Source organism: Ornithinibacillus gellani (assembly GCF_003730295.1).
Taxonomy (GTDB): Bacteria; Bacillota; Bacilli; order Bacillales; family Amphibacillaceae; genus Ornithinibacillus_A; species Ornithinibacillus_A gellani.
In genome coordinates this window covers 1-24,450 of record NZ_QTSZ01000052.1, presented here as the reverse complement: position 1 = coordinate 24,450, position 24,450 = coordinate 1, and the positions used below count along the sequence as shown (strand labels likewise).

23 protein-coding genes, 1 riboswitch and 2 other annotated features are annotated in these 24,450 nt (G+C 40.4%); of the genes, 4 read left to right on the top strand and 19 right to left on the bottom strand.

Annotation, left to right across the window (positions count from 1 at the left end):
- Positions 1–10: 10 nt before the first annotated feature.
- Entirely contained in the window at positions 11–1,198 is a 1,188-nt protein-coding gene (locus DX933_RS16785) for a hypothetical protein (RefSeq protein ID WP_123317593.1), read from the top strand.
- A 45-nt stretch (positions 1,199–1,243) separates the two neighbouring features.
- Here the strand turns inward: DX933_RS16785 and DX933_RS16780 are convergent, their stop codons facing one another.
- The 6 genes from DX933_RS16780 to DX933_RS16755 all read right to left on the bottom strand — a co-directional run bounded on the left by DX933_RS16780 (position 1,244) and on the right by DX933_RS16755 (position 7,729).
- Positions 1,244–1,582, bottom strand: coding sequence for a thioredoxin family protein (locus DX933_RS16780; RefSeq protein WP_123317592.1), 339 nt, complete (start codon positions 1,580–1,582; stop codon positions 1,244–1,246).
- 162 nt (positions 1,583–1,744) lie between these two features.
- Complete coding sequence (gene wecB / locus DX933_RS16775) at positions 1,745–2,866, bottom strand: non-hydrolyzing UDP-N-acetylglucosamine 2-epimerase (protein WP_123317591.1); 1,122 nt, start codon at positions 2,864–2,866, stop codon at positions 1,745–1,747.
- Positions 2,867–2,872: 6 nt separating this feature from the next.
- Entirely contained in the window at positions 2,873–3,991 is a 1,119-nt protein-coding gene (locus tag DX933_RS16770; protein ID WP_123317590.1) for a polysaccharide biosynthesis C-terminal domain-containing protein, read from the bottom strand.
- 105 nt (positions 3,992–4,096) lie between these two features.
- Positions 4,097–5,086, bottom strand: coding sequence for a polysaccharide biosynthesis protein (locus DX933_RS16765; protein ID WP_123317589.1), 990 nt, complete (start codon positions 5,084–5,086; stop codon positions 4,097–4,099).
- A 47-nt stretch (positions 5,087–5,133) separates the two neighbouring features.
- Positions 5,134–6,741 (bottom strand): glycosyltransferase family 2 protein, encoded by a 1,608-nt coding sequence (locus DX933_RS16760; RefSeq protein WP_190279573.1) that lies wholly within the window; start codon positions 6,739–6,741, stop codon positions 5,134–5,136.
- A gap of 421 nt (positions 6,742–7,162) precedes the next feature.
- Complete coding sequence (locus tag DX933_RS16755; RefSeq protein WP_123317587.1) at positions 7,163–7,729, bottom strand: CotY/CotZ family spore coat protein; 567 nt, start codon at positions 7,727–7,729, stop codon at positions 7,163–7,165.
- Between the two features lie 289 nt (positions 7,730–8,018).
- Here DX933_RS16755 and DX933_RS16750 point away from each other — a divergent pair, with 289 nt between their 5' ends.
- The 3 genes from DX933_RS16750 to DX933_RS16740 all read left to right on the top strand — a co-directional run bounded on the left by DX933_RS16750 (position 8,019) and on the right by DX933_RS16740 (position 10,165).
- Positions 8,019–9,305 (top strand): glycosyltransferase family 2 protein, encoded by a 1,287-nt coding sequence (locus tag DX933_RS16750; protein WP_123317586.1) that lies wholly within the window; start codon positions 8,019–8,021, stop codon positions 9,303–9,305.
- A gap of 275 nt (positions 9,306–9,580) precedes the next feature.
- Positions 9,581–9,952 (top strand): DUF2642 domain-containing protein, encoded by a 372-nt coding sequence (locus DX933_RS16745; RefSeq protein WP_123317585.1) that lies wholly within the window; start codon positions 9,581–9,583, stop codon positions 9,950–9,952.
- Entirely contained in the window at positions 9,953–10,165 is a 213-nt protein-coding gene (locus DX933_RS16740; RefSeq protein ID WP_123317584.1) for a hypothetical protein, read from the top strand.
- A 409-nt stretch (positions 10,166–10,574) separates the two neighbouring features.
- Here DX933_RS16740 and lipA read toward each other — a convergent pair whose 3' ends face one another.
- The 13 genes from lipA to DX933_RS16680 all read right to left on the bottom strand — a co-directional run bounded on the left by lipA (position 10,575) and on the right by DX933_RS16680 (position 23,260).
- Positions 10,575–11,519 carry a lipoyl synthase gene (gene lipA, locus DX933_RS16735; protein WP_123317583.1) on the bottom strand — a complete coding sequence of 315 codons (945 nt, stop codon included), beginning with the start codon at positions 11,517–11,519 and terminating at the stop codon, positions 10,575–10,577.
- Positions 11,520–11,525: 6 nt separating this feature from the next.
- Positions 11,526–12,305, bottom strand: a complete 780-nt coding sequence (locus DX933_RS16730; protein WP_123317713.1) for a lipoate--protein ligase family protein — start codon at positions 12,303–12,305, stop codon at positions 11,526–11,528.
- Between the two features lie 82 nt (positions 12,306–12,387).
- Positions 12,388–13,161, bottom strand: coding sequence for an energy-coupling factor transporter transmembrane component T family protein (locus tag DX933_RS16725; RefSeq protein WP_123317582.1), 774 nt, complete (start codon positions 13,159–13,161; stop codon positions 12,388–12,390).
- Positions 13,142–14,809, bottom strand: coding sequence for an ABC transporter ATP-binding protein (locus DX933_RS16720; RefSeq protein ID WP_123317581.1), 1,668 nt, complete (start codon positions 14,807–14,809; stop codon positions 13,142–13,144). The genes DX933_RS16725 and DX933_RS16720 overlap by 20 nt, the downstream gene beginning before the upstream one ends.
- A complete protein-coding gene (locus tag DX933_RS16715; RefSeq protein WP_123317580.1) occupies positions 14,806–15,387 on the bottom strand; it encodes an ECF transporter S component in 582 nt (193 codons plus the stop codon). Before DX933_RS16715 ends, DX933_RS16720 begins: the two co-directional genes overlap by 4 nt.
- Entirely contained in the window at positions 15,377–15,988 is a 612-nt protein-coding gene (locus DX933_RS16710; RefSeq protein WP_123317579.1) for a YkoF family thiamine/hydroxymethylpyrimidine-binding protein, read from the bottom strand. The genes DX933_RS16715 and DX933_RS16710 overlap by 11 nt, the downstream gene beginning before the upstream one ends.
- 102 nt (positions 15,989–16,090) lie before the next feature.
- Positions 16,091–16,198, bottom strand: a riboswitch (TPP riboswitch).
- 74 nt (positions 16,199–16,272) lie between these two features.
- Positions 16,273–17,079: an AAA family ATPase gene (locus tag DX933_RS16705; RefSeq protein ID WP_123317578.1), complete on the bottom strand. Its 807-nt coding sequence runs from the start codon at positions 17,077–17,079 to the stop codon at positions 16,273–16,275.
- Positions 17,080–17,371: 292 nt separating this feature from the next.
- Complete coding sequence (gene trpA / locus DX933_RS16700) at positions 17,372–18,178, bottom strand: tryptophan synthase subunit alpha (protein ID WP_123317577.1); 807 nt, start codon at positions 18,176–18,178, stop codon at positions 17,372–17,374.
- A complete protein-coding gene (trpB, locus tag DX933_RS16695) occupies positions 18,168–19,376 on the bottom strand; it encodes a tryptophan synthase subunit beta (RefSeq protein WP_123317576.1) in 1,209 nt (402 codons plus the stop codon). The genes trpA and trpB overlap by 11 nt, the downstream gene beginning before the upstream one ends.
- Positions 19,342–20,001, bottom strand: coding sequence for a phosphoribosylanthranilate isomerase (locus DX933_RS18685; RefSeq protein WP_223806023.1), 660 nt, complete (start codon positions 19,999–20,001; stop codon positions 19,342–19,344). Before DX933_RS18685 ends, trpB begins: the two co-directional genes overlap by 35 nt.
- Positions 19,991–20,791 carry an indole-3-glycerol phosphate synthase TrpC gene (gene trpC, locus DX933_RS18680; RefSeq protein ID WP_223806022.1) on the bottom strand — a complete coding sequence of 267 codons (801 nt, stop codon included), beginning with the start codon at positions 20,789–20,791 and terminating at the stop codon, positions 19,991–19,993. Before trpC ends, DX933_RS18685 begins: the two co-directional genes overlap by 11 nt.
- A gap of 12 nt (positions 20,792–20,803) precedes the next feature.
- Positions 20,804–21,832, bottom strand: a complete 1,029-nt coding sequence (trpD, locus tag DX933_RS16685; protein WP_123317575.1) for an anthranilate phosphoribosyltransferase — start codon at positions 21,830–21,832, stop codon at positions 20,804–20,806.
- A 21-nt stretch (positions 21,833–21,853) separates the two neighbouring features.
- A complete protein-coding gene (locus DX933_RS16680; RefSeq protein WP_190279572.1) occupies positions 21,854–23,260 on the bottom strand; it encodes a chorismate-binding protein in 1,407 nt (468 codons plus the stop codon).
- Positions 23,261–23,325: 65 nt separating this feature from the next.
- Positions 23,326–23,607: a binding site (T-box leader), on the bottom strand.
- A 40-nt stretch (positions 23,608–23,647) separates the two neighbouring features.
- Positions 23,648–23,898, bottom strand: a binding site (T-box leader).
- Positions 23,899–24,450 lie beyond the last annotated feature (552 nt).

Sequence of the window (24,450 nt, the reverse complement as noted above, 5' to 3'; positions counted from 1 at the left end):
GGAGAATGAGATGCGTTATTGGAAATTACTCGTATTAACGATTGTACCGGTGCTTATCTTTAGCACCTTCTATATTCATAATCGGATTGAGGCCAGCAAGCTGCCTGAGGTAGTAATGAAAAACCAAGATGGAGACCGGAAAGAAATAGCTGATCTTCAAATTGAAGGTTATGTGGAAAATAATGAAAATGTAAGCAATGTGCTGATTAGACCAGATGAAACGATTTATTTTGAACGTATGGGTTATTTAAAAAAATTAAATCTTATGTTTCAACCAGAAGTGGAGCAGCTTGTCAAGGAACATCGCGGTTTCATGCGTGGGAAATTAGAGAGAGCAGAATTGTTTTATGAAAATGCTGATGTGCTAATTTATGGCGATATTGAAGTGGAATATAAAAATTATAATCCAGACAGCTTTACGATCCAAGTGGATGTATTGGATAAGAAAACAAATCAGTCGACAGATTTTACCATTCCTGTACCAAATGAGGAAACGTATGATTATGTCTATGCAGAGCAAGTGTTTTATCATCAAGGTAAATTAAGTATAGCTGCCAAAAGCTATTCCAATTTAAATGATGAAGATGGTCGTACAGGTGAACAACTGGAGATGTTTACGATTGAATTGGCATCGAAAAAATTGGTCAATCAGGAAACACTTTTAACTTTTGATCAGAGAGACAATACGTGGAGTAGTCCATTTATATTAATCAATGATGATGAGGAACTTGGTAATCAGCAGCTGCTAGTAGGTAGCTTGGTTGAGGAATTCGTGGAACCAGAGGGGACCAATATCGAGTTGGATCAACTGTCTATTTATGATTTAGAAACGAAAGAAATGAAGCCAGTTGCACTTCCAAAAGAATGGAAAGGTGCAGACCCAGTTTATTTCCGAGGCAACATGCTGTACTTCCTTTTGCATCAAGATGGAAAACAAACCATTGGCGAGTGGAATGTAGATACTGGAAAGCAGGAAGAGGAGCACAGTTTTGATTGGCTTAAAGAAGGATCTAGCCTAACATTCAGTAATGGAAAAATTTATACGATTGATAATCCAATGAGCGATGGAAGTTCATCCATATTGCGGGTAATGGATGCCCAATCAGGTGAAAGCTTATATGAAGGCATATTGGAGTTTAAAGATTCCGCAAAGAAAAAGGGTTATCAATTGGTTATTGATCAAATCAGGGTTCCATAAATAAAATGAATTTCCTTGTGTTTTACAATGAAAATATGGTTGGCATTAGTTGCCAACCATATTTTCGTATACACGTTTTAGCTTTTGATTCAATATATCTGTGTGTACGATTCGCGCCTCACGAATATATTCCTTGCCATCGATGAGTAGCAATAATACAGGGACTGTAAATATAGAAAATCGACCAGCGATTTCTGGTACTTGATCCGCATCAACATATCCAATTGCTATTTTAGGAAAGTCTTCCATCAGTTGTTGGATTTGCGGCTTGAGTCCTATGCAAACACTGCAATTTTTACGAGAAATAAACAAAAACGCCAGTTCATGATCTTGAATAAAATGTTCTATCTCTGATAGTTGATTTAGTTCATGGAAATCTCTCAATCATTCCACACTCCTAACTGATTCCATCATAGCATGGTATTGGTGGAACGACTGTAATTTTGCTTAGGCTAGTAATTTGGGAAATGACGTTTCATATTAATGATGCCAACAAATATATCTTATTTCAAAGTGGAGTAGTGTATGGTGCATGATCATTTAGTCTTATCTTTTTTTCCAAACATTCCTATCGATTATCTCTGTGTAGCTTTCAATCAACTGAACCACCTTATGTGATACATTTGTGTCCCTGTAGTCTTGCGGCTGTACATGGCTCTTTCCATACAATTCGGTTGCCAATCTTATGGCTTGCAGGATTTCGTCAGCTGTAATTCCGCCAATAACCATGGATCCTTTATCCAGCACTTCTGGACGTTCTGTACTGGTTCTAATTAAGACCGCTGGAAAGTTAAGAATGGAGGATTCCTCACTTAGTGTTCCACTATCTGATAGAACACAAAAAGCATGTTGCTGAAGTTGATTATAGTCAAAAAATCCAAATGGTTTCAGGGATTGTATGAGTGGATGAAAGGCTACTTTTTGTTCTTTAATTTTCTTCAAGCTTCTTGGGTGAGTGGAGTAAACAATGGGCATATTATATATCTTTGCCACTTCGTTTAGTGCGTCCATCAGATTTTTAAAATGGATTGGATGATCAATGTTTTCCTCGCGATGCGCGCTCACGAGTATATACTTTTTCTTATCCAGTCCTAATCGATTGAGAACATCACTTTTATGAATGTCTTCCATGGATAACGTAAGGACCTCGGTCATTGGAGAACCAGTAACGAATATATATTCTTTTGGTATGCCTTCACTTAAGAGATAGCGCCGGCTATGCTCTGTATAAGGAAGGTTGACATCACTAGTGTGATCAACGATTTTACGATTGATTTCTTCTGGGACATTTTGATCAAAGCACCTATTCCCAGCCTCCATATGGAATATGGGAATCTTTAAACGTTTGGCAGAAATTGCACACAACGTACTGTTGGTATCTCCTAATATTAATAATGCATCTGGTTTTTCCTTTTCTAGGACTTCATACGTTTTAGAAATAATATTACCCATCGTTTCGCCCAAGTGGTTGCCAACGACATTCAAAAAATAATCAGGTTCTCGAATATCCAATTCCTCGAAAAAAACTTTATTCAGATAATAATCCCAATTTTGTCCTGTATGAACCAAAATGTGATTAAAATACGAATCACATGCCTTTATCACAGCAGATAATCGTAATACTTCAGGTCGTGTACCAACAATTGTCATGACTTTTTTTATTTTCATTCCATGTTACACCTCATTATTATACGTATCAGGATTCTTTGGATCGAAGGCCTCGTTTGCCCAAAACAAAACAGTTAGCTCCTGATCAGTTAAATTTTCCAATGAATGCGTATATCCAGGGGGGATGTCAATGATCTCCAACTTGTTTCCAGAAACAACATAGGACACCACGTGACGTGATAAAACGGAACGAAGCTTAACCTCGGCCTGACCGTTAATGACACAAAACTTTTCCACCTTATGGTCATGATAATGATTGCCGCGCACAACCCCTTGCTTCGATTTAGATACAAAAATTTGCCCAAAATAGGATGATTTAAATAATTCTGCCAAACTTCCTCTGTGGTCGACCTTCATATCTAATTTATAGGAAAGATCATGTTCATCCAGATACGATAGATACGTGGAATATAAAGCTTCCGTTAATGGGTCAGAGAAATCTGGAACCCATAAATTCTCTCTCATATTTTTAAATTGATAAAGGGTATCTGCTAATCTTTGGAGTGTTAGTTTATGGACAGGTGAGACTTCAAAAAAATAGGTGGTTTGCTTCTGTTTCGGCTGTTTGTCTTTCATTACTTGTATAAATTCGTCTATTACATCATGGATATAAACCAAATCCAGCTCAACAGCCGGGTTATTTATTGTAATTTCCAGATCATGTGAAATATTGTAGCAAAATGTGGCTACGACAGAATTATAATTAGGGCGACACCATTTACCAAAGACGTTCGGCAATCTGTATATATATAACTGTATATCTAATTCCTTGGCATATTGAATGAGTTCGATTTCTGCTTTTCTTTTGCTCCTGCCGTATGGTGTGTCATTTTTTGCTTGTGTAGATGATGAAAAGATAATCGTTGGTTTTCTTTTTTTGCGACGAAGCATCCTTATCATATTTTCTATTAACGCAACATTATCTTTATTAAATTCATCTTTATCTTTGGAGCGATTAACACCGGCTAGGTGATAAATTAAGTCTACGCTATCCAAAAATGTATCCAAATCTTTTAAGCTATTTTTTCTTGTAAAGGTTTGGACGGTAATGTTATCTAATCGCTTAAGGGCTTCTAGTAAGTTTTTACCGATAAAACCATCAGCCCCGGTAACTAAAACATTCACGAAATCACTCCCATTGTGAAGAATTCAGATCTGCTGTCTAATGCAGTTATTAGTTTAGTCATGATCATCTTTTTTAAATAACATCTTATAAGTGTTCAACCGTTTTTATGCAAGGAATCCTCCATGCTTTAACATGTCGGTAATTTCATTAGCAGACATAAGAAAGTCATCAGATTGATATTGTTTAAAGGTTGCTTTTGGTAAATGTTGATATTGCTTTAGAAGATTATTGGAAGGGTGGGTTGGCAGAATCACATAATATTGATTACTGTATTTAAATGTGTGTGGTGCTTCATAGCTGGAAACTAGAACCTCGTGTAATTTTTCACCAGGTCGTATTCCGATTTCTTTTATTGAAATTGAATTTGCTGCAAGTTGCTTGCTCAATACATGGATTAAATCGGTTATGCGGCAGGCATTCATTTTCATGACAAAAATTTCCCCACCTATAGCTGCTTCCGAGGCTTTCAGCAATAAGTCAATAGCCTCCGAAACGGATAGGAAAAACCGTGTCATAGCTTTGGATGTCAAGGTTACATCTTTGTTTTCCAATATTTGTTTTTTAAAAATTGGTACAACACTACCGTTAGTTCCAAGCACATTTCCTCCTCGAATACAGACAAACCGTGTCGAATCACTATTATCATTTGCACGAATCATCAGCTTTTCCCCAAATGATTTTGTCATGCCATAAAAATTAACAGGTTCAACTGCTTTGTCCGTAGAAACGTCAATGACCTTTTTTACGCGGTTTGAAATACTTGCTCGTATAATGTTTTCCGTACCGCTGACATTTGTTTTAAGCGCCTCTCCAGGTTGAAATTCACAAACAGGTACATGCTTGAGGGCTGCAAGATGAAATACATAGTCCACGTTTTGCATTGCATCGTTAACAGATTGATAATCCCTGACATCACCAATCACGAATTTTAACGCTTCGTGATGATCAAAAAGACGTTTCATATTTACTTGGAGAAATTCATTACGTGAAAAAATCCGTATTTCCTTCGGGCTTTGGGCGAGTAACTTCTTTGTTAATTCTTGCCCCCAGGAGCCTGTTCCTCCCGTTACCAAAATTGTTTTACCTTCATACATTCCTTGTGGCCTCCAATTCATTTCGTTTATATGCAATAGCTGGTTAACTAGTCAAGGCCCGTTTGTTCCATTCTATAATTAGGCCCCAAAAATTCTTGTAAAATCCTTTGTTTTTCCTCATTATTGGTTATCGTGTTCTCAACCAGGTTTAGAGGCTCCCCTTTTTCGTTACGCCAGTTCCAGTTTTTTTCATCCTCGAGGAAAAAAGCTGAATTAGCTTCATGGGCATGATTAAGATAGACTCGATTGCTAATAATTTCATGTGGAAGCGCAATAGCCCCTGTCCATACTGGTTCGTAAATATTGTGTCTTACACCATTTACATAGTCTTTCACATTATAAATCAGACAATTAAAGGAGCTTGAAAAATTATAGTACTCTACTAATTCATGTGTGTTGGATTGATAGGCATAGCCATTTTGACAAATTAATACCTTTGTTTGAGGGGCAGGGCGATAATGATAAAGCTGTTCAATATAATCCTTATGGTACGCATCATCACTGTATAAATGAAGCTCATAGAAGTAATCATAGCCGTCTAGTGCTTTTATTACAGCTTCTTCATATCCGCTGCTGGAGATAAATTGAATATGAAAAGGAAGTTCAGGGTAATTTTGCAAAGCTTTATCAATATATGGTTTGGTGCTATCGTGATATACGACAAAGGCAAGATAGTTTTGATTGGACTGATTCACTAGACTTTTTAAAGTGAAGTTCATAAAAATGGAAATTCTATTATTAATCCATTCTTCTGTTAAATGGATATTTTTTTGAGTTTGATTTGCTGGATGGTCTTCAGGAAGTGTCTCTTGAACATTTAAATTATTAAATGGAATATATATAATAACGCGATTATTAGCGATAGTTGGTCCAGTATATGGATTACTATACCTTGCATCTATTTTGTATTGCTTCTCCAATTTGCGTAATTTATCCCTACGGTGGCGGGCCTCTTTCATCACAATAAATAAAAGATCGTTTCTCCGTTGGCTTACTTCCGGAGAATTACTGATTTGCAGGGAGTTACTGTAAGGGGAGCTGAATCTGAATCCCATTAGTTTTTGAGGTGTAAATGTAATGTCACAATGCTCCGTCAGCCGTAAAAAATAATCATAATCTTCAACAGGCATATACCTATATCCTTCTATTTTTTGTGCGAAAGCTTTCTTATACATAAATGCATAACCGATGAAATACTCTTGTATTAAGTTTTCCTTTGGCTGGTTTAAACGTTTATTCCATGCTATTGTTTTATCGATGTCTTCTCCATTGTCATCCATAACATGAAAGCCCCCATAAGCCAAACCGATATTTGAAGGAGATTCCACTAATAGTTCTCTTAAAACGCCTACAAAATCAGGATAATAAATATTGTCACTTGAAACCCAGGTTAGGTAATGTATATTTACATTACCCTGCAAATAATTAAATCCTATATTAAGTGCAACATCTGTTCCTTTATTTTCCTCCTCTTCAATTACCGTTATTCTTGCATCTTTTGAGGCATACTCATTTGCAACACGAACTACATTAGGCGTCGCTCCATCGATAACAATTACCAAATGAAAATAAGGATACTTCTGATGGATGATGGATTCTATCGCCGCTATAAAAAGGTTGCTGCTTTGTTTATATACGGGCATAACAATTCCCACGTCAGGTTCCATTTAAATCATCCCTTCAAAAAATACTATAGGATCAATATATTCTAGCAACGTTCTTTGGCAACGGCCTTTCCCTATTTATCACAGATTAATAGGCTATAAGACCCCTATTTCAAGAATTTTTGTTGATCACAAGAATTGTAAGTGAAGGATCAACAGCCAATAAAGTCTTGATTCGTTCAACTAACAATCAGTTGGGGGAAGTGCGAAGACCCACACGGATTGAAGTATCACTTTATTATAGATTCGGACACTCATTCTCGATATGGAATAGTGTCAAAAGATAATCATATCCATTAACTACCTACCATTTGAAATAGAAGGCTTATCGTAAAAGGCCAACCCCATACTTTTTGGGCTGGCCTTTTCTATAAATGGGAGGTATTTATGACGGGATATTTACCTCTTACCGTTAGATTGGATCAATAGGATCCAAACAAGTAATGCCTACGAAATGGTCTAAATCAACTGTTAAACAAATGCCTGTAGCTATAAAGTCTGTAACTGGGTCATTTTCAGGGAAAAACGAACAAACCCTACCATTATTATCGCATTGGTGGTATTTAATTTCACAATCATCAGATGCAGGTAATAATAGTTCTAGTGTTACACAACAATCACTATTTTTAATAAAACGCTTCGCACGAAATACAGGCGTTTCTATGCATCCAAAGAAAGATTCCTTGTGTTTATTTCCCGGAGTCTTAAATATCCCACTTCCTATAAATGGTTCACTTGTTCCTTTAGCATAAAGAATAAATGGAATTGTCGTGTTTTTATGCCCCATTCGATTTCCTTTTCCTTGTAACTCTCGAATGGATTGCTCACAGCAAGTTGAGCAATCATTCATTACTTCATCTTGTGCCTTAACAATCTTTTTTACTACATCACATACGCAACTATCGGTAGTTTCCTTGTGATCACTTGCTCTAGTTATTGCCCTGTCCCTGTTCCCGTTCCTGTTCCTATAAAAATCCATGATATCCCCCCTTAAAGATTTCGTAATATCCCTACTAATGTATGTACGCTTTCTATAAGAGGCTGTGCAAGGGTCCTATGCTTCCATAAAATTGATTAAAATGCTTAAGTTATTCTAAAAAATATATAGAAACCACTTGATATAGAAAAATTTTTATTTTTTACGAAATCCATTGGGAAAATTAAAATAGACACTAGGTAATAGCGCCTTTATCTGCGCATAAACAACTTCTTAAAAGAAATGACATATCTATAAATGAGAGAACATATGAGGAAAGGGGGAACTTCTTTTGAAGGATATCGCTGCTATTCTTGTAAATTACTCCAATCAGGCAGAGCTATATAAAGCAATTCTTTCACTGAGAAAGCTTGAATCTAGAGTAAAAAAAATAATTGTATTTCAGAAGCAGGGTGTGGTCGTTAGAGAAAACCAGCTTCATGAATGGGAAAACTTTGTTGAATTCATAGATACTAAGGAAGATGACATGGGAGAATTGCTAAATCATACAATAGATAAACTAGATACCCAATACGTATTATTTCTTCGGGATACAGACTATCTTTCACCAACTATCGGTGTTGAGCATTTTCGCTTACCCAATCATAAAGCAGTGTTGGCAACTACCAGCTACGATCGTGACATTGTTATTCATCGGCCGTTGCTTGTACGCACTTCATTATTAAAACAGAAAAAATTCTTATCCGCATCCTACTTACCATTTGAGGAGGCGCTATTTCCTATTTGGCTCGCAGGTGTAGCAACTGCTTGTCAATTTATAAATGAAGATTTGGTGAAACAATCGCGAAAAATGATGGATATCAATACGATGGAAAAGAAAAAAGCAATACAGAAATATCAGCTTGAAATAGTTAAAACCAAAGCACCAACGGTTTCTATTTTAATTTCAAATTATAACATGGATAAATATGTGGAAACTGCAATTGCCTCCTGTCTTTTACAAAATGAAAAGTGTGATCAAATGCTTATCATCGATGATGGATCAACAGATAAGTCGATCCAGAAAATAGAGCGTTTTATGGAAAGGGAGCGGGTGCAAGTATTCCGCAAAAAAAACGAAGGAAAAGCAAAAGCTTTAAATGAATTATTATCACACGTAACGTCTGATTTCATACTGGAGCTGGATGCAGATGATTGGCTTGATTTCGACGCTATTTCTGTGATTAAAAAACAAGTAATAGATCTACCGAAAGCAGTTTCGGTACTATATGGCAATCTTAAAAAGTGGAAGCAAGTGAAAGAGGAGGTTCTATATAAGGAGGTTGCCAAAGGATATGCTGTTTCTGGAACAATTGACTTGCTTTCCTATCGGTTTCCTTTAGGACCGCGGATATATCGGTCATCCACTTTAAAAGAAATAGGTGGATTTCCTGTTATTGATTATGAAAATGGTAGGCTTTATGAAGATGTAAGTGTACTAAATAGACTTATAAAGCAATCTTCATTTTGTTATCGAGATTTCACTGTTTATAATGTGCGCGAGCATAATGAAAGTATAACGAAAAACAATCATATAAAGTGGAATGATTTTATCAAAACGATAATGCAGGAAAAATAATTTCATTCCATTTCCAACCGGCCTACAGAAGAGTAGTGTTGCGTTCAAAGTGGTAGGGATTAAACCAAAAATGGTGGATTGCAAGACAGACAAAAACAAAGGATATCCGCTACCCTCAGTTGACAGACGGGAGGAATAATCCGACAGCTACCTTACTTCGTCTATTCGCTTTGCCTATTCTATTAATAAATGGGTGCTTCTTCCGGACAGTCACCCTTACTCTTTTAAACCTCTGGCATAAGATATTTTAAACACAGGTAAGGAGGAAAGGTAATATGTCAAAGTCATATAAAGGATCAAAATATGATAGTCACGGTAGGTCCCTCATGATGGATAAATGGGGTTCCAAACATGACAATAATTTGGATAGTGATAGATGCGGCAGTAGGTACAATAACGATTCCTGCGATAAAAGGCGCCCCCCTTCTTTGGAATGCCCACCCAATTCTCCCACAACTATTAGGGAGATTTTATGCAATTTAACTGGCGAACAAATCCAGGTTACTACCCCATTTGGCCCAGTCACTGGTACACTAATTGCTGTGAAACGTGACTATATCGTAATGATTGATGAAACTACCGGGGAACAGGTGCATGTGCGTATCGAAAAGATTGCACTTGTTAATCCATTAAGGGGAGGGATTTAGGTGTTTGAGGAACTCTTTGTTGATGAGTTATCCAAGCATGTTGGTTCAAGAGTTGAAGTAACAACGGATAATAATGTTGTAGAAGGAATTCTTTCAGGCGTTACAGAAGAATTAATCCTAGTGATTGATGTCATTGGCGGTTATGGGCTAAACAATAGAGTATATATTGCAGTGGACTTTATTAACTATGTTCGATTTCCCGTAGCAGTATAAATGAGATGATCGATGAAGGAAAGGTAATTTACTAAATACCCTGGTATTTTATATCAGGGTATTTATTTGCCCAGCCTGAGTTCATTGTAAAGCGTAAATATACTTTAAATATGCGATAACCCTATTGGTTTGGCCAACACCGATGTGTACTGGTAAACATATAAATAAGTATAGTTTTGCAAGACTATTAAAATAAGTGACACATGCCCAACCCTTGACGTACTTGGAGAGCCGTCTGATCAGCGGCTCTTAATGCTTCCTATTTTAAGAGTGAAAAGAAATCTAATGGAAAAAAGCAGGCTCGTTCCGATTTCTATGTTCGGAAGCTAGCCTGCTTTTTTACCACAACTGGCTGTAAGATCACCGCATTAAGAATTTTGTTATTGAAGTTTCACTTTATCATTCTACATTAAAAGTTAAAATCAACTTGCTTACTTTCTTGTGTCTCATAGCCCTTCATATAATCAATTCGTCGTTGGGCCGCTGTTTTGCTCACTTGTTCATCCGCATGATAGGAAGAGCGGACAAGGGGACCGGATTCGCAGTGACGGAATCCTTTCTGGAGCGCAATTTTTTTTAGCTCCGCAAATTCGTCTGGATGGTAATACTTTTCTACAAATAAATGCTTTCGAGTTGGCTGTAGATATTGTCCAATCGTCATGATATCTACTTGATGGGCCAGTAAATCATCCATTGCTTCAAGAATTTCTTCCTTTGTTTCTCCCAGTCCAAGCATCATGCTGGACTTCGTTGGAGTATGTGGTGAAATTTCCTTGACACGCTGCAGCAGCTGTAAGGAGCGATCATAGGTTGCACGTGCACGGACTCGCTTTGTCAATCGGCGAACGGTTTCGATATTATGATTGAAAATATCCGGTTCACTGTCCATTAAAGTATGAAGGCTTTCATAATCCCCCTTCATATCAGATGGTAGAATTTCAATGGTACAGCCCGGATTTTTACGTCGAATAGCCCGTACTGTTTCCGCAAAAACGGCAGCACCGCCATCCTTTAAATCGTCTCGAGCAACTGCAGTTACAACCACATGCTTCAATCCCATGATAACTACGGAATCAGCGACCCGCTCCGGCTCTCCCCAATCAAGTTCATTTGGCAGGCCGGTTTTTACAGCACAAAAGCGGCAACCTCTTGTACATGTATCTCCAAGAATCATGAAGGTTGCAGTCTGCCGCTCACTCCAGCACTCATGGATATTTGGACATTTTGCTTCCTCACATACAGTATTTAATCCTTTTTCACGCATTAACTTTTTTAGTCCTGTATAGGATTTATTTGTATTAAGCTTGATTTTTAACCAATCTGGCTTGCGAATGTGTTCGGTTTGCTTTGACATCCATCTTCATCCTTTCATGGAGATACTTCTATTCCTTGTGTCAGATATTGTTGTATATTTTTCTTGAGCTAGTTTGTAAACTTCATCCCACTGTGCGTCAGATAGCGTAATGGGATGAAGTGAAATGCCAAGACCATGTTGAAAACCATCATGAAAAGCGGCATGTAAATCAGCATATGTATGACGTTTGCCGGTTAATTCATCAATGGTCGTAGCCTTGTGAAAAAACTGTCGCTTTCTTTCTTGTTTTTTCACTTCAGATGGAAAGCGAAATAAATCAAAGAGCAAATCGATGTCTATTCGCATCGGAATGGAACCATGCTGTAGCAATACGCCATTTTTTCTCGTTTGTGCATTACCTGATAATTTCTTACCTGCAACGACCATCTCGTATAAGGCAGACTTCTCGAAGCAGACAGCTGTTTTGGTCTTACGCTCTTCGGTTTCAGGTACGGCATAGTCAACTGCTATACCTAAATTTGCATAACCGGCTACGACCCCTTTGGATAGGATGTAGTAGGCTTCACTAACAGAACGTGGAATACTGGCATGTTTTTCGGTAATCACAATACTATAGGTTAGTTCGTCAGCATGCAGAACAGCGCTACCACCTGTCATCCTTCGCACCATCTCCACTTGATGATTGTGGACAGCTTCCATGTGAATGCCGTTTAGTTTTTGAAAATGTCCAATCGACAGTGTCGGGTTTTCCCAGAGGTAAAAACGGATGGTTGGTGGAATTAATCCTTCCCGATGCCAATTCATCAGGGCTTCATCCATCGCCATATTTACTGCCGCATGATTTGCGCCACTATCTAAAAATCCCCATGTTTCCAACTCATTTCACGTCCTCTTTACGCGAGTGTCATTAACTCGCGCCCCATTTGAAATATCCAAGTAAAAAGGATAGGTAGGCTGCGATTGCAAATGCAGCTACCATCAGTAATAAAAATCCGATATCCTGTAAAACGACGGAAAAGCTTTTATAATACGTACGCTGTCTATCACCTGTGAATCCTTTTGATTCCATTGCCATTGCTGTGCGTTCTGCTTTGCGGATTGCACTTGCCAATAAAGGAATCGCGAACCGGCTGTACTGCTTCCATTTTCCCCAAAAGGAATGTGCTTCGTTTACACCACGAATGCGATGTGCTGCATGTACAAGCTTCATCTCATCACGCATCATGGGTAAAAACCGGTAGCCTGCGAGTACACCATAGGCAATTTTGGGTGGAACTTTACATTGCTGAATCAAGCTTAAAATAAAATCTATGGTATTGGTTGTAAAAATAAATAAGAGTGACAGTGATCCTACAGCAAGTACCCTTGTTGAAAGTGCTAATGCTGTCAACAGACTTTCTCGTGGATAACTCCACCAGAGGACAGTTATGGTATCTGCCGCATTTGTAGGTGGTTTTTGAAAAATGAGTGTTGTCCATAGCATGCCGAAAGCAAATATGCTAAACGGAATAAAAAATAGAAAATAGGTTTTCCAGCGTACCTTGCCAAATGCCAGCGTAATGAACATCGTAAAGAAAATCATCAACATCGGCGTCACGGGATCAAAAATAAATGCGAGCAGTATAATGAGCAACACGACAGTACAGGCTTTAATACTTGGGTTAAGGCGCTGCAAATACATGTGTACACTTCCTTTCCCAAAGCTGTTGCAGCTGCAATGGAATGGGTCGTTTTAGCTTCCAAGCGGATAATTGTTCATCCGAATGGTTCCAAAGCGCTGCTGTTGGCATGTCAGCTACTTTATGTCCATGTTCCATCACGATGACGCGCGTGGCATAGTGATATACCAGTTCCATATCATGGGTAATCATCACGATACTCGTTCCCTGTTGAAATCTTGCGGTTAACAGCTGCATTAATTCCTGATTGGTGCGCGCGTCCTGACCAAATGTTGGTTCATCAAGTAATAGCATTTCTTGTTCATCTATGATCATCGTCGCTACGCTTAGTCGTCTTTTTTGACCTTGGCTCAATGTATAAGGGTGTTCTTGCTCCATTCCAGATAGATGACATGAAGCTAGCGCTTGAGATACTTTTTCAATAATGATGTCCTCTGATAGACCGCGCAATCTGAGGCCGAAAGCCAGCTCTTCAAAAACAGTGTGTGCAATAAATTGATGCTCCGGATTTTGAAATACATAGCCGATTTTCTTACGTAAATCGGATTGTCGCCATTCAGGTAGTTTTTTTCCTTGTAAGACAATGTCTCCTTTGGTGGGGGACTGAATCCCGGCTAACAATCTAGATAGACTTGTTTTTCCGCTGCCATTTGCACCAACAATTGCTACAAATTCATTTGTATATAATTGGAAGGATACATCTTGAATGATATTCCTGTCTTTTACATGCCAAGAAAGATTGTTCAGCTTCATGAATGGTTCCTGAAGAATGGGTTGAGTTTCCGTCTGCTTATGTAAGGTGTAATCAGGCAATTCAATTGGCTGTGCTGCATAGGCCCCAATCGTAAGGGGTACATGTTGATAAGGTGGCGCAATAGCTGGCAGTACATATTGCGCAACCTTAGGTAGCCAAATCCCTTCCGTTTCAAGGCTTGCTAGTTTGCTAGCAATTGCTTCTTTAAAGGAACCATCATAAAATAGTTCCCCATTAGATTGAAGTAGTAGACAGCGATCTGCAATATCGGTCCAACCATCCAATTGATGCTCAATAATCAGCAATCCAAATGAGCGTTTCCTTTGTAAAGTCTGGATGGTGCGAATGAGCTGCTGTGCTGCTTCTGGATCTAAATTGGCGGTTGGTTCATCCAGAATAAGCAATTGCGGTTCCAACGCAAGAATACATGCTAGAGCCAATCGTTGCTTTTGCCCACCGGACAAGGTTGCAATAGGAGCCGATTTGAATGCTAGTAAATCGACTAGCTGTAACACTTCCACAATCTTATCTTCCATTTCGGATGGTGGGACCGCATGATTTTCCAAGCCAAAAGCTATCTCATCTTCTACGGTGAGCATACAAAATTGTGTTTCGGGATCCTGAAAGACGACACCTACCTGCTTGCTGAGTTCTCCGGGTAGATAATCGGCAGTATTTTTTCCATTAAAAATAACCTGTCCTGTCATGCTGCCATCCAATTCTCGTGGGTAAATCCCATTGAGACAAAAGGTTAAGGTGCTCTTGCCACAGCCGCTCGGTCCAAGCAGGAGTACCCGTTCATTCTCAAATAGTTCAAAGCTAATGTTAGAAAGGACAGCTGCTTTTGCTGCATCGAATTGCAGGGAAAGCTCCTGTACCTGCACAAGTGGTTTCATGCAGCATCCTTCCTTTTTTGTTCTTTTCCGAGTGCAAAGCTAGCGAGTACACCAGTTTTGGCCAGACCATCTGCGATTGCTTTTCCGCCAACACCTGCAATTACTGCACCACTAATGAGACGAAGCACGAACATGGCAACTACATAACCGGTTGCAAGTGCAGCATACCCACTCATAAAATAACCATAGGTAAAACTTGTAACAGCAGATCCCATTCCAGCTAGTAAAAGCACCCATGTCGCATAATTCTTCCAGCGCATAGAAGCAAACACGGCTTCTGCACCAATTCCTTGCACCATTCCAGCAATAATAAGCATTGGACCAGCTGTACTTCCAATAAGTACTTCAACCATGGCTGCAATGGTCTCGGATAGGAATGCAGCACCAGGCTTTCGGATGATATAAGCGGCGATAATGGAAACAAGGAACCATACACCGAAAATAATATCGTAGCCAATCGGTCCAAATAAACCTACAAGAAATTTCCCAACTGGCAAAAATGCGAGATAAACAACTCCAAAAACGACGGATAAAGCAGCCATGACAACAATTTCTTTAAAGCGCCAGTTAGCGTGCATTTTCTTGTCCCCCTGTATGAGATGGACTGTTTGCTGAAATGGACACCGTCATTACTGTATGAGCAGAACCACCATGTATGGTCGATTGAAACACATCCTGTAGCCCGAAAAATAGCGCATGTGTATCTCCTGTTAACCGAGTAGAATAGTGGGCAGGGGATACATCAACACGACGTTTCATGGCTTCAATTTGCTCGTAAATAATATCCATGTAATTACCTCCACCAAGCGGATAAAGCGAAAACTTCGCAGCGGCATGCTGTTCCATTTCCTTTATAGACGATTCATTAGCTGGGATGTCATCTTCGACAAGAAATACGTCTCCCTCTGAATCGCCGGGGCAGCCAAAAGAATAGGTTGCTTGAAACGAAACGTGCTTTCCCGATTGAGCTGCGTGGAGAAATAATGCTTTGGTTACATCAAAAACGTGAATTAACTTTCCTCTTACGGTTGTCGTAACATCATCTGTTTGCAGCCACACCTTGGATGTATCTACCTCCTCCAAGGCGCGCAGGATAATCGTTACAAAATCATCACTCATCGGGTGAATCGAAAAGCTTGCACCTGCAATGCTGCTTTTTTGACATGCTGTGTTGTCCATGAAAACCACTCCTTCTATTATTTTTGAACAATAAAAAGACTGCATCCCATGGGAATGCAGTCTGGTTGTATGTATATGCATAAAAAGTAACATCAGCAAGCATACGATTCGACCACACTTCCCCACGCTGGTATTATCCAGATCGGGTGCAAAGGGTCAGAACATCCAGTTCTTCTCAGCCGCTCATATGCAGCTCCCCTAGTGCTTTCTTTTATGATGCAGTTTTCACAGTCTATGCTACCATGAATAAAAAAAATGTAAAGGGTCTAAATAACGAGTAGTTGCTAATCATCCTGCAAATGTCGCAAGAAACGTTGTGGATTTTCCAGAAATGATTTCGTGAATTGAACGTGTTCCAGCTGATCATACGGTGTTTCTTGCAGCTGGTCATTTTTTACTTCTAATATTTTTGCACCAGGATAAGCAAGTAAAATAGGGGAGTGGGTGGCAATAATAAATTGTGACCCATCCTTTACCGCATCCTGCAGCATGACAATGAATGCCAGCTGTCTCATGGGAGAAAGAGCTGCTTCTGGTTCGTCCATCAGATATAAGCCATTTGGCACCAATCGACTGGAAAACACTTCAAAAAAACTTTCTCCATGAGAATTAGCGTCCAAATTCTCACCATACTTAGCGTTAATTTCATGTAAGGAACGTGCATATGGTTGCATGGCAAGTGCCTGCGCATAGGGGGAGCGATCCTTATATGTTTCCTTTACTTCTTCGATATGTTCAAACATTTCAGTGCGTGTTTTCTCTTGCTGCTTGACAAAATTAAAAAAATCTTCTGCCCGCATGAAAAATCCACGATTTCGCTTATATTTCCAATGAAGCTTCATACAAGCCGCGAGCTGACGAACCGCGTTTAATGTTGGGTCTGTTGTAACGGGTTCATTCCCGATTGTAATAGAATTTACGGCTACTGCAATGGACTCTAGCAACGTAGATTTACCACTGCCATTTTCACCGACTAAAAAGGAAATCGGATTTGTAAATTCGATTTTTTTTAGGTTTTGAATGAGTGCTAAATGAAATGGATATTGCTCCGTTTTGGGAGGAGCGGTCATATGTAGTGATTGTAGCAGCATATGGTACACCGTCCTTTATAAATGACTTTTCAATTGTATTGTAGCAGGTGTGAACCATGTATGCTTGTTTTTTACCATATACTGCATCCTGCCATTCAATGATAGGCAGGAATGCAGTGATGGATGGATCGTTTATCACAGATTAACTAGCTGGCTGTAAGATCCCCACGTCAAGAATTTTTATGGATAACAAGAATTGTAAGTGGCGGATCAACAGCCAGTAAAGGCCTGATTGGTTCAACTAACAATCAGTGGGAGAAGGGCGAAAATCCCCACTGATTGAAGTTTCACTTTATGATAAATCATGGGCTGGAGTTTTATCGGAATAGAGAGATTGCTGAATGAGGGAAGTAATGGCAGCTTCCTCTCCTTGATGAAATAGCTCGACTATTTTACTTCCAACAATAACTCCGTCACAACAGTCGCTTAACGTCTTTGCCTGCGTTGGATTGGCAACACCGAATCCTGCCAAAACAGGAACAGGACTAACTTGCTTAAGCTGTTGCAAATATTGTTTTACTTCTACGGCATGGTCTTCTGCAACCCCAGTCGTTCCCATGACGGACACAGCATATAAAAAACCTTCTGCACGTTGACAGATTGCCTGGAGACGGTCTGGTGTACTATTTGGTGCGGCAAGACGTATGTTAGCAATTCCGGCTTGTTTGAAAGCATCTGTTAAAATGTGTTCCTCCTCCATCGGTAAGTCAGGAATGATGACACCATCTATTCCTGCATCGGCACTATCCCGTGCAAAGGCCTCGATGCCATAATGATAAATGGGATTGAGGTAAGTCATAATAACAATAGGGATAGTCGGCTCTTCTTGAAATGCTTGTAATGTCTTTAGAACCCCTTTTAAAGTTGTTCCATTTTGTAATGCTCGGCTTCCTGCGGCTTGGATAACAGGACCATCAGCAACTGGGTCTGAAAAAGGAATTCCCAGCTCGATTGCAGAAGCGCCAGCAGCAGTAAGCAAATGGATACGCGCTTCTAATTGATCCAATCCGCCATCACCGGCAACTATATAAGGAATAAAAAGCTTTTCCCCATTGGATATCTTTTGTTCAAGCGTTTGTTTTAAATATTTACTCCCCATGATTATCACCTCTAAGTAATTGTTGTACTGCTTCTACATCTTTATCACCACGACCGGACAGACAAATAACTAACGTTTCATCTGTTTGCATTTTCTCCGCTTGCTTGCATGCTTCAGCAACTGCGTGGGAGCTTTCTAAGGCGGGGATAATTCCTTCTGTTTTGGAAAGCAATTGAAATGCAGCTAATGCTTCTTCATCTGTAGCGGCTGTGTAGGTTACCCGTTTTTGCTCATGTAAATAACTATGCTCCGGACCGACACCAGGATAATCCAAGCCTGCAGATATCGAGGTAGCTTCTTGGATTTGCCCATCTTCATTTTGTAATAAATAGGAGAGGGTACCATGTAAGATTCCCGCTGAACCAGTCGACAATGCAGCTGCATGCTTATCTGATTGTAGGCCATTGCCACCGGCTTCTACACCAATCAGGCGTACCGCATGGTCATCAATGAATGGATAAAACATGCCCATTGCATTACTCCCGCCACCAACACAGGCCACAATAGCATCAGGTAGCTTATTGCTAGCCGCAAGTATTTGTTGCTTCGTTTCGTTTCCAATGACGGATTGAAAATCACGGACAATTTGTGGAAATGGATGTGGTCCGACTACAGAACCTAAAATATAGTGGGTATCTGTTACATGACGAACCCAGTAGCGTAATGCTTCATTAACAGCATCCTTTAGTGTGCCGCTCCCTTGTTCCACTCCACGAACTTCAGCACCGAGCAGCTCCATCCGGAATACATTCAATTTTTGGCGCTTCATATCTGCTGCACCCATAAATACAACGCACTCTAAACCAAGTAAGGCACAAACCGTCGCGGTAGCAACACCATGCTGACCAGCTCCTGTTTCAGCAACAATCTTTTGTTTGCCCATTCGTTTGGCTAATAATGCTTGGCCAATGGTGTTATTAATCTTATGTGCGCCGGTATGATTCAGATCCTCCCTTTTCAAATAGATGGAGGGGCCGCCCCATTTTTTGGTTAAATTTTCGGCGAAATACAAAGGTGTTTCGCGCCCGACATATTGACGCAAATGGTTGTCTAGTTCCTGGATAAATGCAGGATCATTCCTAGCCTCCGTGTATGCTTGTTCTAACTCAATAACAGCTGGCATGAGCAGTTCGGGGACAAATTTGCCACCGAAAATACCATATTTACCTTCCTTTGTTGGCATTGTATAGGTTGTCAATGCAATCTTCCTCTCTTGTTATGAATGTTTGCTCCTTTAATGTTGCTTTAGCAGCCTGGATAAAGGCTTGTATGCGTGTGCGATCTTTCTGTCCATTGATTTCTACACCGCTTGAAGTGTCTACACCAATTGGTTGGACCTGGCGAATCGCCTGCTGAACATTATCCGGTGCAAGGCCGCCAGCCAGAAGCAGCTTGTTCCGGTTAACTGGCAGCCGATCTAGTAACTGCCAGTCAAATGTATTGCCCGAACCAGGATGGGTGCCATCGATTAAGACATATTCACAAGGATACGTTGCTATTTGGTCATTTATTTGATGATTCGGAAATGCCTTGATGACTGGTAAAGATAGTTTTTTGGCGATGGCTGGTGATTCCTGTCCATGCAGTTGAAGATAATCAAGCCCGACCTCCATTGCAATTTGCTGCATGAAAGAGGGGGAGGCGTCAACAAATACACCAACTTTTTTGACCGTAGCTGGTATACAAGCAGCGATCGTCTTTGCTGTTTCAGGTGTGACTTGTCGTTTACTTGGAGCAAAGACAAACCCAATCATATCCGCACCCGCCTCAGCAGCAGTGCTGGCAGCTTCACATGTTTGGATGCCACATATTTTAACGATCATGTGGCACCACTCGTTTCTGAATTGGAACCTGCATTCTGGAAAATGCTAACTCAAGCTGGGAGGAGCGCATAAATGTTTCGCCGACTAAGATACCTTGCGCACCGTGATTTGCTGCAAATGTGGCGTCTTCTTTTGTTCGCATCCCGCTTTCGCTAATGAGGGTGCAATCTTGGTTCTCGACCATTGCTGCCAATTTTGCTGTCGTTTGCAAATCTACCTCAAATGTTTCCAGATTTCGATTATTGATCCCGATTATCGGCACTTGCTGCTCCAAAGCAAATTGCATTTCCCTTTCATCATGCACCTCGAATAACACATCCATTTGAGCGGCTTGAGCATGCGCATAGAGACGCTTGAACTGATCTGGCGTTAAAGCAGCAGCTATTAATAAGATAATCGATGCACCTGCCGCCTTTGCCGCGTCGATTTGAACCGGATCAATGATGAAATCCTTACACAATATGGGTAAATCAACTACATTACGAACAGCTGCAAGATCCGCAAAGGAACCGTTGAAAAAGGGCTGATCCGTTAATACGGAAATGGCACCAGCACCAAGAGATGCATATTTTTTCGCTTGTGCCACTGGATTGACATCCATTTGAATCGCTCCCTTGGAAGGGGAGGATCGTTTTATTTCTGCAATAATATTCAATGTTGACTTCCCATTAAAGCATGTTGCCAAAGAGGGAATGGTTTGTGGAACGAATTCAAATGTCGGTATCCCTTTCTGTTTGAGTTGTTCCACTTCTACGTGTTTCTTGGCAATAATTTTATCTAGAATATTCATCTTATTGTCCTCCTATAATGAGCTGCCAGCAGTGACTGGTTTACTATATTGAATGAGGTATTCCAGCTTGGATAACGCAGCACCGCTTTCCAGGCTTTCACGGGCCAGCTGGACCCCATCTTGTATTGTGGCTGCTGCTCCATTGGCGAATAATCCAATAGCAGCATTCAATAATACAGTGTCATAATAGGGACCAGGCTTGCCGCGAAGCACGTCAAGCAGAATCTCAGCATTATCCCTGGCACTGCCACCTTTTATTTTCGAATTCTCATAGCTCGGCAATCCTAATTCTTCCGGTTGGATTGTAAAAGGAATAAATTCGCCTTTTTCCATAAGAATCAGATGATTTTCACCTGCAAGTGATGCTTCATCCATATGATCCGCGCCATTCACGACAACGGCGCGCTTACGGCCTAAATGGTATAGAACAGCGGCAATCATGGGTAGCATGTCGCGCCGATAAATACCAACGAGCTGTGAATCCAGTTGGACAGGATTTGTCAGTGGACCAATCAGATTAAAAATAGTCGGAATTCGTAGCTCACGACGAACCTTCATATATCGACGTAACCCTTGATGCATATGCGGTGCATATAAAAATGCAATTTTATTTTCCTGTAATATCTCTTCAATTTGTGGGGTGCCAAAATCGAGGGACACCCCAAGTGCTTCTAATACATCTGCACTACCTGTACTGCTAGATATGCTGCGATTGCCATGCTTAGCTACCGTTACACCAGCACCTGCAATGACGAATGCGGAAGTGGTGCTAATATTAAAGCTATGCGAACCATCGCCACCAGTCCCGCAATTATCCATGACACCGGACACGGGGGAAAAGGTAAAGCTTGATTGTTCTCGAATAACTTCGACGAGTGCAGCGATTTCTTCTGCTGTTTCTCCTTTGCTTCGTAAAGCGACTAGAAATGCGGCCAGCTCACTATCGGAAGCTTGCCCAGAAAAGCCTTTTAATACAGCCTGCTTCATTTCTTGCTTGCTCAGATTTTCTGCCTCTAACATTTTTTCCAAGTATTGTTTCATTTCTCTATCCTTCCTTTCTGTTCAAATGGAAGCAACATCATATGCTGCTACCTGCATGATTGATTTTGCTTTATGCATCGTTTCGTGAAATTCATTTTCAGGTATGGAATCTTTTACAATCCCCGCTCCGGCTTGTAGATACGCCTTTTCTCCTTTGATGAGCAGAGAACGGATAGCAAGGGCCATATTTAAATCATGATTCACATTGATATAACCAATTCCGCCACCATAGACGCCACGCTTCTGTTCTTCCAATTCATTAATGATTTGCATGGCACGTTCCCTTGGTGAGCCGGAGACGGTTCCAGCAGGGAGACAGGCAAGCAGGGCATCAATACTAGTGAACCCTGGCGATAATTCGCCGTGAACCTGGGAAACGATATGCATCACATGCTCGTATTTTTCAATTTTCATATGAATGGGTACAGTAATTCGGTTGGCATCACAAATACGCTGTAAATCCCGCTTGCTGCTTTCAATTAGCATGAGGTGCTCAGATATTTCTTTTTGATCTGCCAGCAGTTCTTCTGTCAGCTTCAAATCTTCAGCGATTGATTCACCGCGAGGCCTCGTGCCTGCAATTGGATTGGTGATCACATGTGTGTCAGCCACTTCCACAAGACTTTCGGGTGATGCCCCCAAAACGACGTAAGATTCAAAATCAATATAGAACATATATGGCGATGGATTTTTCTTACGTAACTTACGATAAAATGCAAATGGATCACCAGTAAAATCAGCTGACAGCCGTTGGGAAAGCACGATTTGTTCCACCGCATGTTCCTTTTCAATATAGTCCTTTGCCTGATGGATTCGGTTTAGAAAATCTGCTTTGTTCATTTCCGGTTCAAAATAAATATCATCTGCCGCTGTCGTAACAGCGTGAGTCACCCCTCCCATAATGGTTTGCTCCAGGTTTTGCAGTCGAATGTCTAGGACGTGTTCGGTCTGATTGTCGAGATTCATGGTAATCAAGTAGACGGAATCATCATGGTGATCAAAGACAATACTCGTGTGATAGAACATTAAATCAACATCAGGCATATCCAAATCATCTTGAAGTGGAGCACCAACCTGGTAATAGACACGTGCTGCATCATAACCGATATAGCCGATTGCCCCGCCGTAAAAAGGGAAGGGGAGTGATAAATCGATGGGTGGCATGCAAGCATTTAGGATGGATTGTAAATTTCCCCGCTTGATTGTTTGTGTGCCTTTTTCATAGTCAATGATGACGCCTTCCGTTCCACGACAAATGAGTTCCTGAAAAGGATCCATTCCAATAAAGGAGTAGGCACCCTTTTCTTCATGTAAAAAAGTGCTTTCCAATAAAAATTTCTTCTTTCCTTGCAGCGCATGAAATATTCCAATCGGTGTCAGCATATCTGCGTTCAATCTGACCATTTTATACGGAATCGCTGTTTCCATCTTGTAACGCCTCCTTAGAAATGTATAAAAAAAACGCCCTCTATAAACACAATACGCTTGTGCTTATAGAGGACGATAGGACCCGCGGTGCCACCTCCATTGAAAAAACATTTTCCAACTCATTCAGCTGCGGGCGAAGCGAATACAATGAATGGCGTGCCGACAGCCTATCCTGATAACGGTGGAAATCCGTTTTTCCTTACTGAGGAGCTATGTTTACCACTGCTCCTCATTTCGGGAAAACTCTCGCAAGCCCATTCGGCATATCACTACGTACCGGCTTCCACCTGCTCCGGCTCTCTGAAAACGCAGTAAACATACGTACTCCTCTTGCTCAACAATTTAGCTATATATGAATTTTTCCATACAAAAAGGCCCCTCATCCATCAAAAGGACGAGGGACCCGTGGTGCCACCTTTATTGACTGCATCTGCAGTCCACTTTGCAATATCTGGCAGTCTATACCAAATATCCGCCTCGTGTAACGATGAGGCATGCTCGCCAAAGCCTACTACAAAAAATCGGTTCGGTTTGGAGGCTCAGAAGGCCATTCATCTACGGATTTATACTGGTTTGCACCAACCACCAGCTCGCTGAATAAATACCATTAGACTACTCTTCTTCATCATAGCCGCTTCTCAAATAAAGTTATTGGGAACAATGATATCGAAGGAACGAGACAATGTCAAGTGACTTTTTAAAAAATGTGATAATTTCATGAATTGTAGTGCCCTTGGACCAGTAATGGCGTACGAAGGAACAAGCATTTGAAATATTTGGTTTCTGAGCCCACTCCGAAATCTGTCCAGATCGCTTTCTTGCGTGAATGGATTGAAACAGCTGGAGATTCGTTTGACCGCCGTTTGAGTAAAAAAATCCTAGTGTATAGTGTGAAAATTCGCTTCGGTGTTAGTTCGAGTGAAAAACTCTTGTTGAAGTTGCTGGAAATTCGCCTCGGTGTTAGTTCGAGTGAAAAAATCGATTAAGTCCATATAATTGTGTAAATAGAAAAGGGTCATTCATCAACCCTATGTTACAATGTTTTTACCACAAAAACCATAACAGGAGGAATTGATGATGACCCAACTTAATTTTACACTAGATTTTGATAAACTAAAAGCAGATGTAATGCAATCCAGCTTAAATGATGTGGTTAAATCCATGGTGGTGCTAGTTTTGAATGAGTATAT

Coding starts and splice junctions, on each gene's coding strand:
- DX933_RS16720 (WP_123317581.1), bottom strand. CDS start 14,809: ATGAAACCACTTGTGCAGGTACAGGAGCTTTCCCTGCAATTCGATGCA.
- DX933_RS16705 (WP_123317578.1), bottom strand. CDS start 17,079: ATGCTGCTACAATCACTACATATGACCGCTCCTCCCAAAACGGAGCAA.
- DX933_RS16730 (WP_123317713.1), bottom strand. CDS start 12,305: ATGGCGATGGATGAAGCCCTGATGAATTGGCATCGGGAAGGATTAATT.
- DX933_RS16715 (WP_123317580.1), bottom strand. CDS start 15,387: ATGCACGCTAACTGGCGCTTTAAAGAAATTGTTGTCATGGCTGCTTTA.
- DX933_RS16785 (WP_123317593.1), top strand. CDS start 11: ATGCGTTATTGGAAATTACTCGTATTAACGATTGTACCGGTGCTTATC.
- wecB (WP_123317591.1), bottom strand. CDS start 2,866: ATGAAAATAAAAAAAGTCATGACAATTGTTGGTACACGACCTGAAGTA.
- lipA (WP_123317583.1), bottom strand. CDS start 11,519: ATGTCAAAGCAAACCGAACACATTCGCAAGCCAGATTGGTTAAAAATC.
- trpC (WP_223806022.1), bottom strand. CDS start 20,791: ATGAATATTCTAGATAAAATTATTGCCAAGAAACACGTAGAAGTGGAA.
- DX933_RS16745 (WP_123317585.1), top strand. CDS start 9,581: ATGTCAAAGTCATATAAAGGATCAAAATATGATAGTCACGGTAGGTCC.
- DX933_RS18685 (WP_223806023.1), bottom strand. CDS start 20,001: ATGATCGTTAAAATATGTGGCATCCAAACATGTGAAGCTGCCAGCACT.
- DX933_RS16755 (WP_123317587.1), bottom strand. CDS start 7,729: ATGGATTTTTATAGGAACAGGAACGGGAACAGGGACAGGGCAATAACT.
- DX933_RS16680 (WP_190279572.1), bottom strand. CDS start 23,260: ATGGAAACAGCGATTCCGTATAAAATGGTCAGATTGAACGCAGATATG.
- DX933_RS16725 (WP_123317582.1), bottom strand. CDS start 13,161: ATGTATTTGCAGCGCCTTAACCCAAGTATTAAAGCCTGTACTGTCGTG.
- trpA (WP_123317577.1), bottom strand. CDS start 18,178: ATGGGGAGTAAATATTTAAAACAAACGCTTGAACAAAAGATATCCAAT.
- DX933_RS16710 (WP_123317579.1), bottom strand. CDS start 15,988: ATGGACAACACAGCATGTCAAAAAAGCAGCATTGCAGGTGCAAGCTTT.
- trpD (WP_123317575.1), bottom strand. CDS start 21,832: ATGAAACAATACTTGGAAAAAATGTTAGAGGCAGAAAATCTGAGCAAG.
- DX933_RS16765 (WP_123317589.1), bottom strand. CDS start 5,086: ATGTATGAAGGTAAAACAATTTTGGTAACGGGAGGAACAGGCTCCTGG.